Genomic DNA, 12,517 nt, shown 5'->3' on the forward strand with positions numbered 1-12,517 from the left:
TCCACGTCTATGAAGCGATGTTTCACAAAGTGAAGATATGTATCAATCTGAGGTTATTTGAGTGTTTTCTAAAGCATATCTGTAGCTTACCCCTAGCATCAGATATACTAGGGGTATATACCTTCCTTGCTTAAGCAGGCCCGCCTATGTCAAAAAACACACCAACGTCAGAAAACACGACAGCGACAACCACTGTTGATCCTTTTGCCGACCGAGAGTCGAAAAATTACGATAACCCAGTACCAAGCCGAGAGTTCATTATTTCGTTTTTAACAGACGCGAATATTCCGATGAACCGCAACGATCTATTCGAAGCTTTGGGTCTTGCTGGAGAGGAACAATATGAAGGGCTGCGTCGTCGTTTACGTGCAATGGAGCGTGATGGACAGCTTATCTTTACTCGTCGTCAGTGCTACGCATTGCCTGAGAAGATGGAACTGATCAAAGGCTATGTGATTGGTCATAAAGACGGTCATGGTTGGGTTCGCCCAGACGGCAGTGTGGGTAAAGACAATGATATCGTGCTGCCGCATCACCAGATGAAAACCATCATGCACGGTGATTACGTATTGGTTCAGCCTACTGACAACAGTAAGCGTGGCCGTCGTGAAGGTCGCTTGGTTCGTGTGCTTGAAGAGCGTAAAACGCCACTTGTTGGTCGCTTCTTCCTAGAGTACGGCCATTCTTACGTTGTTGCTGATGATTCGCGTATTAGTCACGACATCCAGATCCCTACTGAGCATAAAGGCGGTGCTCGAATGGGTAATGTGGTTGTGATTGAAATTACGGATCGCGGTGGTCGTTCTCGTAACATGATGGGGAAAGTAACCGAAGTTCTTGGTGAAAACATGGCGCCGGGTATGGAAACGCAGATTGCGATCCGTACTCACCAGATCCCACAAGAGTGGCCTGAAGCGGTAGATAAGCAAATCGAAAACCTAGGTGAACATGTTCCTGAAGAAGCAAAAGAAGGACGTGTAGACCTGCGTAAACTGCCATTGGTTACCATTGATGGTGAAGATGCGCGTGACTTCGATGATGCGGTTTACTGTGAAGCGAAGAAAGGCGGCGGCTGGCGTCTATGGGTAGCGATTGCTGACGTAAGTTACTACGTTCGCCCAGATACAGCGCTAGACAAAGAAGCGATTAACCGTGGTAACTCGGTATACTTCCCGTCACAAGTCGTGCCAATGCTGCCAGAAGTGCTTTCAAATGGTTTGTGTTCATTGAACCCTCAGGTAGACCGTTTATGTATGGTGTGTGAGATGACTATCTCAGACAAAGGTAAACTGTCAGGCTACAAGCACTACGAAGCGGTAATGAATTCTCATGCTCGTCTTACTTATAACAAAGTAGGCGCGATCTTAGATGGCAATGAAGAATTACGTGAGCGTTACGAACCTGAAGTACCACATCTTGAAGAGCTTCATAAGATGTATAAGGTGCTTAAGAAAACGCGTGACGAACGTGGTGCGATTGAATTTGAAACGGTAGAAACTAAGTTTATCTTCAATGCGGATCGTAAGATCGACCGTATTGAACCGGTAATTCGTAACGATGCACACAAGATCATCGAAGAGTGTATGATTCTGGCGAACATCGCATCGGCATCTTACGTAGAGAAAGCGAAAGAGCCTGCTCTGTACCGTGTTCACGAAACTCCGGGCGAAGAGCGCTTAATGGGCTTCAAGAGCTTTTTAAGTGAATTAGGTTTAACACTGGAAGGTGGTCTGTCGCCATCACCAGTAGACTATGCACAACTGATGCAGCAGATTAACGAGCGTGAAGACCGTGAGTTAATCCAAACCATGCTGTTACGTTCAATGAAGCAAGCGGTCTACAACGCGGATAACGCGGGTCACTTTGGTTTAGCCCTTAAACGCTATGCTCACTTTACCTCGCCGATTCGTCGTTACCCTGACTTGCTATTGCACCGTGCGATTAAGTACCTTATTGCGAAAGAATGCGGTCGTAACAGCGAGCGTTGGACGCCAACTGGTGGTTACCACTACACTTTCGATGATATGGATTTCTACGGCGAGCAGTGTTCAATGACTGAACGTCGTGCTGATGACGCAACGCGTGAAGTAAACGACTGGTTGAAGTGTGAATACATGCAAGACCATGTCGGTGAGGTGATGGATGGTGTGATTGCCAACGTGACTGGTTTTGGCTTCTTTGTTCGTCTAACTGAACTGCACATTGATGGCTTGGTACACATCTCAGCGCTAGCGAATGATTACTACCAATTTGATGCTGTTGGTCAGCGTCTAGTGGGTGAAAGCTCAGGTAATATCTACCGCTTGGGTGATTCGGTTAAAGTGAAGGTTTCTGCGGTTAATTTAGAAACTCGCCAAATCGACTTTGACTTAGAAGACACTGATCGTCAGCCGCGTGGCAAAGGCAAAACAGCCAAGAAGCGTGCAGCAGAAGCGATGAAAAAGGCGAAAAGCAAGAAGCGCTCAGCAGTGAAGAGTAATAAGCCAGGTGTATCAGCGAAGCCTATGGTTGAGCCAACTAAGCGACCTGACGGAAGCAGCGAAGGCCCTGCTAAGAAGAAAAAGCCAGCGAATAAAACCGGTGCTGCTAAAGCTCGCGCTAAGAAAAAGCGTGCTGCAAGCCGTAAGCCAAAGGCTGATAACTCTTAAGACTGATAGATCTTAAGGCTAAATAAGGCGCTCTGCTAATCAGGTTTAGCGCCTAACTGATTTAATTTAATGCGAGAGTATCAGGCGTAAGACGCTACTCTCGAAATGAACAACACAGAGAGGGATGCATCGGCATTGATGTCATTCTTCTCTGAGCAATAAGAGTAACTTGAGACAATGAGTAACGAATTTATTTACGGTATTCACGCGGTGAAAGCCGTACTAGAAAAAGATCCTGCACGGTTTATCGAAGCGTATGTATTGAAAGGTCGCCAAGACGAGCGTCTTCTTCCATTACTGAACCAACTGCAACAGTTTGGTGTGTCGATTCAACAGATGGGTCGTAAGCCGTTGGATGAAAAAGCACAAGGTGCGAATCACCAAGGTCTTATTGCTAAGGTGAAGCCTGCTAAGCAGCTTAATGAAACTCACCTAGACGATATCCTAGCGCAGCACGAACAGCCTTTGCTGTTAGTTCTAGACGGCGTAACAGACCCTCATAACCTAGGCGCTTGTCTACGTAACGCGGATGCCGCAGGTGTCGCTGCTGTTATCGTACCTAAAGATCGCTCTTCGCCGTTAACAGCAACGGTAAGCAAGGTTGCATGTGGCGCAGCTGAAACGGTTCCTCTCGTGCGCGTAACCAACCTAGCTCGCACAATGCGTGCACTGCAAGAGCAGGGCGTATGGTTTGTGGGTACGGCAGGTGAAGCAACGCATGATATCTATCAAGCGAAGCTAACGGGTCCTCTTGCGGTAGTTATGGGTGCAGAAGGTGACGGTATGCGTCGTTTAACTCGTGAAACTTGCGATGATCTGATTAAGATTCCAATGGCAGGTAGCGTATCGAGCTTAAATGTTTCTGTGGCGTCGGGTATTTGCCTGTTCGAAGCGGTAAGACAGCGTTTAGCTCAGTAATGCGTTAACGCTGCTTTAAGTCTATGAATTTATTAGCGCTCACCACTTGCTGGTGGGCGTTTCTTTTTAGGCTGTTATAGCAAAATCCATCGGTTTGTCGGATGGCTAGATGGCGACAGAAAAACTGTTTCATTATTCACCAAATAGCGCTTGCCAATACCGGGTTCTTTCTATAACATTTGCCGTCCTTAAAACTCGGTCATTTATCTTTAGTTCCTTGCTTCCTCTGGACGACCGGGCCACTCGTGGAAGCTAATAATCCGTAAGGAGCAACCAAATGCGTCATTACGAAATCGTATTCATGGTTCACCCTGATCAAAGCGAGCAAGTTGCTGGCATGATCGAGCGTTACACTGGTTCTATCACTGAAGCTGGCGGTACTATCCACCGTCTAGAAGACTGGGGTCGTCGTCAAATGGCTTACCCAATCAACAAGCTTCACAAAGCTCACTACGTTCTTATGAACGTTGAAGCTGGTCAAGAAGTGATTGACGAGCTAGAAACTGCTTTCCGTTTCAACGATGCAGTTCTACGTAACATGATCATGCGCACTAAAGGCGCTGTGACTGAGCAATCTATTATGCTTAAGCAAAAAGAAGAGCGTGCAGAGCGTGCTCCTCGTCGTGAAGAGCGTACAGAAGCTAAACCAGAAGCAGCTGCTGAGTAATTCTTTTTTGGCTTAACGCCTTAAAAAATTCTCAACTTGTTTTAGGTCATTGATAGTTATTTCGATAATTGTGAAAGACCGCTTTACTAAATTTAAGATCAGGAGATAGCCCATGGCTCGTTTCTTCCGTCGTCGTAAATTCTGCCGTTTCACTGCAGAAGGCGTACAAGAGATTGACTACAAAGACGTAGCAACTCTTAAAAACTACATCACTGAAGCTGGTAAAATCGTACCTAGCCGTATCACTGGTACAAGCGCTAAGTACCAGCGTCAACTAGCTCGCGCTATCAAGCGTTCTCGTTACCTAGCTCTACTACCGTACACTGACAAGCATCAGTAATCGGTAATAGTTAATAATAGTTTAAGAGGACTAAGATAATGCAAGTTATTCTACTTGATAAGATCGGTAACCTAGGTGGCCTTGGCGACCAAGTAAACGTTAAATCTGGTTACGCTCGTAACTTCCTTATCCCACAGGGTAAAGCAGTTATGGCAACTAAAGACAACGTTGCTATGTTCGAAACTCGTCGTGCTGAACTAGAAGCTAAAGTTGCTGAGCAACTAGCTGCTGCTGAAGCTCGTGCAGAGAGCGTTAACACTCTAGAAGGCGTTACAATCGCTTCTAAAGCTGGTGACGAAGGTAAACTATTCGGTTCTATCGGTACTCGTGACATCGCTGACGCTATTACAGCGGCAGGTGTTGCAGTAGCTAAGAGCGAAGTACGCCTACCTGAAGGCGCTCTACGTAACATCGGCGAATTCGAAGTAAGCATCCAACTTCACTCTGAAGTTTTTGCTACTGCGAAAATCGCAATCGTTGCAGCTGAGTAATTTCAGTACCAAGACGAATTCTTTCTTTTGAAAGTTTTAAACACCAGCTTCGGCTGGTGTTTTTTTATGTCTGAAATATAGGAAAGTACAAGGGAGGGCTACAGTAGGTAAAAAGCTTACGGTGATCCATAAGCTGTTATTGCTGAACAGGCTGTTCTCAAGGTTAGAAGTAGTCTTAAGATTAGAACTGGAAGAGCAAGTTGATCGATAGAACAGAGTCTTGTTTGCTTAACCCTTCAGGCACTTTATCGTGGTACTGGCGAGAGTGAGCGATCTTCAGCGCGATATTGTCAGTAATATCGTTGATGGCTTCTAACTCAGTATCAAACTTTAGGTTACTGTGACCAGAGACAAGCGTCACGTCTGCCTTGAGCTGCAAATTCTTCAACACCTGCCAAGACGTATTCACGTTGCCACGAAAAATCGCTTCTTCAACAATCTCAGGGAAGATGATGTCATCATCGTCGATCTCATCGAGGTTTGGCTCTTGGTAACGAAAACCTGGGCCCACTTCGACTTCCAATACAAACTCTTCGGTATTCGAAAACTGGTAACCCAGACCACTCGAAATTGTGTAGTCCTTAAAGTAAGCACTGTATCTCGAGTCGACTCCTTTGAAACTGCCGTAAAGGTAGGTTTTAGGGCTTAACTTGTAGTCACTCTGAGCTGAGTAAGTCGATTGCCTTTTATCTTCTTCGCCATCTTTGTAGAGGTTGTAGTATTTCCATTCACCACTGGTTCTATGACGGCCAGCCGTGTACTCACCGTTAAGGCGTGCGTTAAGCGCTCGTGAATCAGAGTTACCAGTATGCGACTGATATCCAAATTCGACTTCCGTTTTTAGCGGGCTCGGTAGTTCTGTATCACTTGTATCACTCGGTGCGATATCCATATCTTTTTCTTCAGGTGTCGGTGCAACGACGATCGGCTCAGAAGTAGGTTCTGAAACTACTATAGAGTCGAGGATTGCATCAACAGAGTCTTTAGCATCATCAGCTAAGGCCATCGGAGCGCTCAGGAGACCAGTGCTTAGAAGACCAGTGCTTAGAGCCAATAATTTGGACACGCATACCTCTAGTTATACAGTGAGTGAATGGCAGGATCGTAATGCTACCCTTGGTTAATTCCGTCAGCAATAGGTAAATTCTTCCTGAAGAATAAAACAAACTCATAGGATCGGATTACAAACGGATGTTCTTGGGTATAATGAACGATCATTATTAGTTATTGAGTGTAGTCATAGTGGATACCAAAAGTCAGAAATCAGCCAACGATCAGGTGGACGCCATCAAGGTCCCGCCACATTCATTAGAAGCTGAGCAATCTGTTATTGGCGGTTTGTTATTAGATAACGAACGCTGGGATACAGTTGCCGAAAAGGTTGTGGCCAAAGACTTTTATAGCCGTCCTCACCGTCTGATCTTTGAAGCGGTAAAGGATATCCTTGAAGAAAGTTCTCCTCTGGATCTTATTACACTCTCTGAACATTTAGAGCTGCGTGAGCAACTTGAAGAAGTGGGTGGCTTTGCTTACCTTGCTGACTTAGCGAAAAACACACCAAGTGCCGCAAACATCAATGCGTATGCGGATATCGTAGCGCAACGTGCACTTGTTCGTAGCCTGATTGGTGTCGCGAATGAGATTGCTGATTCTGGTTATGATCCTCAAGGTCGTACATCGGAAGAACTTGTTGATCTGGCTGAAAGTAAAGTCTTCGCGATTGCAGAAGGCCGTGCAAGTGAAAACGAAGGTCCACAAAACGTTGATAGCATTCTAGAGAAGACGCTAGAGCGTATCGAAATCCTGTACAAAACTCCGCAAGATGGTGTGACAGGTGTCGATACTGGCTTCAACGACCTCAACAAGAAAACAGCAGGTCTACAAGGCTCTGACTTAATTATTGTTGCTGCTCGTCCATCGATGGGTAAAACCACATTTGCGATGAACTTGTGTGAAAACGCGGCGATGAAGCAAGACAAACCGGTTTTAATCTTCTCGCTAGAGATGCCAGCCGAACAGCTGATGATGCGTATGCTTGCGTCACTTTCTCGCGTAGACCAAACCAAGATTCGTACTGGTCAGTTAGACGATGAAGATTGGGCTCGTATCTCGTCGAGTATGGGTATTCTGATGGATAAGAAGAATATGTATATCGATGACAGCTCGGGTCTAACGCCAACAGAAGTGCGTTCTCGTGCTCGACGTATCGCTCGTGAACACGATGGTATCTCTATGATCATGATAGATTACCTTCAATTAATGCGTGTACCTTCGTTATCTGATAACCGTACTCTTGAAATCGCCGAGATTTCTCGCTCATTGAAAGCGTTAGCAAAAGAGCTCAACGTTCCGGTTGTGGCACTTTCTCAGCTTAACCGTTCCCTAGAGCAACGTGCTGATAAGCGCCCAGTAAACTCGGATTTGCGTGAATCAGGTTCGATTGAGCAAGATGCCGATTTGATCATGTTCATCTATCGTGATGAGGTTTATAACCCAGATAGTTCCTTGAAAGGCATTGCTGAGATCATCCTTGGTAAGCAACGTAACGGTCCGATCGGTTCTGTTCGTCTTACGTTCCAAGGCCAACACTCCCGATTTGATAACTATGCAGGCCCTGCATTTGATGATGAGTAATCGCTAATGACTTACATGAAAGCGGCGACGGCGAGCATTGACTTAAACGCGCTCGAACATAACCTGAACCAGATAAAGTCGAAGGCTCCTCAGTGCAAGGTCATGTCTGTTGTGAAAGCCAATGGCTACGGACACGGCTTACTGCATATAGCCAAGCATTCAAAAAGCTCTGATGCTTTTGGTGTGGCGCGTATTGAAGAAGCGTTACAACTTCGTGCTGGTGGCATTGTTAAACCTATTTTGTTGCTGGAAGGATTTTACTCTTCGGGCGATTTGCCAATCTTGGTGACCAATAACATTCAAACGGTGGTGCATTGTGAAGAGCAATTAAGCGCGCTAGAGAATGCGGATTTGGAAACACCCGTTGTGGTATGGCTAAAAGTCGACAGTGGTATGCACCGATTAGGTGTTCGCCCTGAGCAATACCAAAACTTTGTTGAGCGTTTGCATCAATGTGCGAATGTTGCCAAACCTCTACGTTACATGAGCCACTTCGGTTGTGCTGATGAACTGGATAGAGCAACCACCGTTGAACAGACAGAGCTTTTCTTGTCGCTTACTGAAGGTTGTGAAGGGGAGCGTTCACTTGCTGCCTCTGCGGGTTTACTCGCTTGGCCAGACAGCCACCTTGATTGGGTTCGTCCGGGAATCATATCTTACGGTGTCTCTCCGTTTGTTGATAAATCAGCGCAAGAGCTTGGATTTTTGCCTGTGATGACCCTGACCTCACACCTAATTGCCGTTCGCGATGTGAAAGCCGGTGAAAGTGTGGGTTATGGCGGAAACTGGACCAGTGAACGTGATACCAAGGTTGGTGTTATCGCGATTGGTTACGGTGATGGTTATCCTCGTACTGCACCTAACGGTACTCCAGTGTTCGTTAACGGTCGAAAAGTACCGATCGCAGGACGTGTATCAATGGACATGCTAACGGTTGATCTAGGCCCTGATGCGGCAGATAAAGTCGGCGATGAAGCGACTCTGTGGGGTAAAGGTTTACCTTCAGAAGAAGTGGCTGAACATATCGGCACTATCGCTTACGAGTTAGTCACTAAGCTGACTTCGCGTGTTGCGATGGAATATGTGAAGTAATCATGGATCTTGATAAGTAAATTATGTTCAAGCGAACGACTCGAAGCTGGCTAATGTCTGCAATGACATTACTCGGTGTCAGCTTTTCTTCTTCCGCTGTGAGTGAAGAAAAAGATTCAGCCTTTGTTCCTTTCTACTTCAGCACCGAAACCATGGGTAACACCTTTGGGGTTGCGGGTGTCGCAAAGGGTGTTTGGCAACCTCAAGCCGCTCTGTTTGGTATGGCACTCTATTCAGACAAAGACAGTTACGTCGGTTTTCTATCGGCTTTTAACTATGCCTTGTCTGAGAACGTATTGTTTAGCACTCAGATGTATCAAGCGCGCTTCAACGACAACCCGTATTACATTGGTTCTCAAGGCGATAATGATTCATCTATCGATGACAAAACCATTGCTGATGGCTTAGAGCAAAACTATCAGTTTGAGTTTAAGTATTTGCTACCTTGGGGCAACGTTGCAGAACACGGTTTACTCGGTGCTTTTCAGCCAATCAAAGATGTGAGCTTTGCTTCGCCAATCGAATCGGGTGTCAGTTCGATTCTATTTACGCCTTTTTATACTGCTCGTGAGTTGGAAGGTTTAAATAATACCGAGGAGGCAACAGGCTTTAGTTTGGCGTTTGATTGGGATAACCGTGATAGCACACGCAACCCGACCAGAGGTTCTCACACTAACCTTGAGTTCACCACTGGCGCAGAGAGTTGGTCTAACGATGACTTGTGGCTTAAGTGGACCTTCCAAAATAGCCAGTACTTTGCTTTAGGTCCTTTAGGGGACTTATTCGATCAACAAGTTTTAGCATTCGATTTCTATACGGCTGACACGCCAACGTGGGATAACTGCTCTGGGCAAGATTGTGCTCGCCCACCAGAAACGGAGCAAGCTCGATTGGGTGGCTTGTATCGTTTACGAGGTTATACCGGAGGTCGATATCATGGGCGATCTGCTGTTCACTATTCTGCAGAGTATCGAGTGCTCCCTGACTGGCAGCCACTCGGTGATATTCCGCTGATCAACTACTACGACCTGCCTTGGTGGCAATGGGTCGCATTCGCCGAAGTAGGGCGTGTGGCTGATGAGTACGATATCAAAACACTGCACTCGGACATGAAATGGAGCTTAGGTGGCGCGGTGCGTTTCCAAGTGGAAGGTATTGTTGTACGTGCTGAGTTGGCGCGAGGTGGTGACGAAGGGGCCTTTAGGGTTATGATAAACCAGCCCTTCTAAACCTTTCGGCCTACAGTAGGCCAAATACTCTTTTTTATTAACAAGATATTGTTTTTATTAAGGAGATCTTGTTTTCAAGCAGTCTACTCACCTTGCATCGTAGCAATCACAGTTCGGCTTCCACCACAATCTCGGTGCTCTCCTAAGTAAATACCCTGCCATGTTCCTAAAGCTAAACGACCATTGCTAATTGGTATTGTCACACTGGTGCCAAGTGTCGATGCTTTAATGTGGGCAGGCATGTCATCATCACCTTCATAGGTGTGTCTGTAGTAGGGCGCTCGCTCTGGGACAAACTTATTAAAGTGCGACTCCATATCGGTACGGACGGTAGGATCAGCGTTCTCGTTTAGCGTGAGGCTGGCAGAGGTATGTTGGATAAAAAGATGTAATAAACCAACAGATAGAGAATTGATATCGTGTATCTGTTGTTCAATTTCATCAGTAATGAGATGAAATCCACGCTTTCTTGCATTTAGGTGTATAGTCTTCTGAATCCACATACGCCATCCTTTATAATGTGTTTGGAAAAAAAGTGGTTTAACGCTATCTTTTGAACTTGAATTTATCAGCTATCGCTCACATTTAATTATGTTAGAGCCTGAGTCAGCATCGATCTCTCTATCAGGAAATCGAATCCTGATTTATCTCAAGGTGGCGCTCTTCATATACGGCATAATACGTCGTGAAAAAAAATTACAAAGAATCTTTCAGTGGTGACGCGGTTTGGTCATCACAGAAAAATATAAACTTTCGCCTAATCGGGGGTTCTATTCATCACCCAGGTGACGTTTAGAATAAAACCTACAGTAACATCGGGATAGATACCATGTTGAAAAATATCAACCCAACGCAAACACAAGCGTGGAAAGCTCTAACGGCACATTTTGAGTCTGCTCAAGATATGGATATGAAAGAGCTGTTTGCTCAAGATGCAAAGCGTTTCGAGAGCTTTTCTACTCGTTTCGGTTCTGACATCTTAGTGGATTACTCTAAGAACCTTATCGATGCTGAAACTATGCAGCACCTATTTGCTCTTGCGAACGAGACTGAAGTTAAGTCTGCAATCGAAGCAATGTTCGGTGGTGATGCAATCAACAAGACTGAAGGTCGTTCAGTACTTCACACTGCTCTACGTAACCGTAGCGACAAGCCAGTAATGGTTGACGGCAAAGACGTAATGCCAGCAGTTAACGCTGTACTAGCAAAAATGGAACTGTTCACACACCGCATCGTTTCTGGTGAGTGGAAAGGTTACACAGGTAAAGAGATCACTGATGTTGTAAACATCGGTATCGGCGGTTCGGATCTTGGTCCATACATGGTGACTGAAGCACTAACGCCATACAAAACTCGCCTAAACATGCACTTCGTTTCTAACGTAGATGGCACTCACATCGTTGAGACACTTAAGCCTCTTAACCCAGAAACAACGCTATTCTTAGTGGCATCTAAAACATTCACGACTCAAGAAACAATGACTAACGCGCACTCTGCACGTGATTGGTTCTTGGCTGAAGCGGGTGACAACGCACACGTAGCTAAACACTTCGCAGCACTATCAACTAACGCAACTGCGGTCGCTGAGTTTGGTATTGATACTGACAACATGTTCGAATTCTGGGACTGGGTTGGTGGTCGTTACTCACTATGGTCTGCAATCGGTCTTTCTATCTCACTATCTGTTGGCTTCGATAACTTCGTTGAGCTACTAGAAGGTGCTCACGAGATGGATAACCACTTTGCTTCAACTGAGTTTGAAAGCAACATTCCAGTAATCCTTGCGCTTATCGGTATTTGGTATAACAACTTCCACGGCGCTGAGTCAGAAGCAATTCTACCTTACGACCAGTACATGCACCGTTTTGCAGCTTACTTCCAGCAAGGCAACATGGAATCAAACGGTAAGTTTGTAGACCGTGAAGGCAACCCGGTAGAGTACCAAACAGGTCCTATCATCTGGGGCGAACCTGGTACAAACGGTCAGCATGCTTTCTACCAACTGATTCACCAAGGCACTAAGCTGATCCCATCAGACTTCATTGCTCCTGCAATCAGTCACAACCCAGCATCTGATCACCACCAGAAGCTAATGTCTAACTTCTTTGCTCAAACTGAAGCACTAGCATTCGGTAAGACAAAAGAGACAGTGGAAGCTGAATTCCTAGCGACTGGCAAAACAGCTGAAGAAGTGGCTGAGCTTGTACCTTTCAAAGTATTTGAAGGTAACCGTCCAACGAACTCTATTCTTGTTAAGCAAATCAACCCTCGCTCTTTAGGTAACCTAATCGCGATGTACGAGCACAAGATCTTCGTTCAAGGCGTTATCTGGAACATCTTCAGCTTCGACCAATGGGGTGTAGAACTTGGTAAGCAACTAGCAAACCAAATTCTTCCAGAGCTTGCTGACGATGCTCAAGTAACGTCTCACGACAGCTCAACTAACGGTCTAATCAACGCATTTAAAGCGCTTAAAGCTTAATTGAGTTGATAGCACC

General features: G+C 45.7%; 11 protein-coding genes. 9 read left to right on the top strand and 2 right to left on the bottom strand.

Annotated features, from left to right (window positions below):
• Nucleotides 1–146: 146 nt before the first annotated feature.
• From rnr to rplI, 5 genes are all read left to right on the top strand, one after another.
• On the top strand, nucleotides 147–2,648 hold the full coding sequence (gene rnr, locus AB6E30_RS17810; protein ID WP_372104682.1) for a ribonuclease R: 2,502 nt from the start codon (nucleotides 147–149) through the stop codon (nucleotides 2,646–2,648).
• Between the two features lie 177 nt (nucleotides 2,649–2,825).
• Nucleotides 2,826–3,566, top strand: coding sequence for a 23S rRNA (guanosine(2251)-2'-O)-methyltransferase RlmB (rlmB, locus tag AB6E30_RS17815; RefSeq protein WP_017063180.1), 741 nt, complete (start codon nucleotides 2,826–2,828; stop codon nucleotides 3,564–3,566).
• Between the two features lie 277 nt (nucleotides 3,567–3,843).
• Nucleotides 3,844–4,233 (top strand): 30S ribosomal protein S6, encoded by a 390-nt coding sequence (gene rpsF, locus AB6E30_RS17820; RefSeq protein ID WP_004741278.1) that lies wholly within the window; start codon nucleotides 3,844–3,846, stop codon nucleotides 4,231–4,233.
• 112 nt (nucleotides 4,234–4,345) lie between these two features.
• Entirely contained in the window at nucleotides 4,346–4,573 is a 228-nt protein-coding gene (gene rpsR / locus AB6E30_RS17825; RefSeq protein ID WP_000090472.1) for a 30S ribosomal protein S18, read from the top strand.
• A 38-nt stretch (nucleotides 4,574–4,611) separates the two neighbouring features.
• The gene (rplI, locus tag AB6E30_RS17830; protein ID WP_010434182.1) at nucleotides 4,612–5,064 is read left to right on the top strand and encodes a 50S ribosomal protein L9; all 453 of its coding nucleotides are present in this window, start codon (nucleotides 4,612–4,614) and stop codon (nucleotides 5,062–5,064) included.
• 181 nt (nucleotides 5,065–5,245) lie between these two features.
• On the opposite strand, the gene AB6E30_RS17835 is transcribed toward rplI, so the two are convergent.
• Nucleotides 5,246–6,130 carry a DUF481 domain-containing protein gene (locus AB6E30_RS17835; protein WP_017071573.1) on the bottom strand — a complete coding sequence of 295 codons (885 nt, stop codon included), beginning with the start codon at nucleotides 6,128–6,130 and terminating at the stop codon, nucleotides 5,246–5,248.
• A gap of 176 nt (nucleotides 6,131–6,306) precedes the next feature.
• Here AB6E30_RS17835 and AB6E30_RS17840 point away from each other — a divergent pair, with 176 nt between their 5' ends.
• The 3 genes from AB6E30_RS17840 to AB6E30_RS17850 are packed head-to-tail and all read left to right on the top strand — an operon-like array spanning nucleotide 6,307 to nucleotide 10,019.
• Nucleotides 6,307–7,698, top strand: a complete 1,392-nt coding sequence (locus tag AB6E30_RS17840; RefSeq protein WP_016767560.1) for a replicative DNA helicase — start codon at nucleotides 6,307–6,309, stop codon at nucleotides 7,696–7,698.
• 6 nt (nucleotides 7,699–7,704) lie between these two features.
• Entirely contained in the window at nucleotides 7,705–8,790 is a 1,086-nt protein-coding gene (gene alr / locus AB6E30_RS17845) for an alanine racemase (RefSeq protein WP_017063183.1), read from the top strand.
• A gap of 23 nt (nucleotides 8,791–8,813) precedes the next feature.
• Nucleotides 8,814–10,019 carry a BamA/TamA family outer membrane protein gene (locus AB6E30_RS17850; protein ID WP_372104685.1) on the top strand — a complete coding sequence of 402 codons (1,206 nt, stop codon included), beginning with the start codon at nucleotides 8,814–8,816 and terminating at the stop codon, nucleotides 10,017–10,019.
• A gap of 83 nt (nucleotides 10,020–10,102) precedes the next feature.
• Here the strand turns inward: AB6E30_RS17850 and AB6E30_RS17855 are convergent, their stop codons facing one another.
• Nucleotides 10,103–10,522 (bottom strand): secondary thiamine-phosphate synthase enzyme YjbQ, encoded by a 420-nt coding sequence (locus AB6E30_RS17855; protein ID WP_017059938.1) that lies wholly within the window; start codon nucleotides 10,520–10,522, stop codon nucleotides 10,103–10,105.
• Between the two features lie 326 nt (nucleotides 10,523–10,848).
• Between AB6E30_RS17855 and pgi the strand changes: the two genes are divergently transcribed.
• Entirely contained in the window at nucleotides 10,849–12,501 is a 1,653-nt protein-coding gene (gene pgi, locus AB6E30_RS17860) for a glucose-6-phosphate isomerase (RefSeq protein WP_372104688.1), read from the top strand.
• The last annotated feature ends 16 nt before the right edge of the window (nucleotides 12,502–12,517 follow it).

This window comes from Vibrio sp. 10N.247.311.12 (assembly GCF_041467515.1).
GTDB classification, from domain to species: Bacteria; Pseudomonadota; Gammaproteobacteria; order Enterobacterales; family Vibrionaceae; genus Vibrio; species Vibrio crassostreae_C.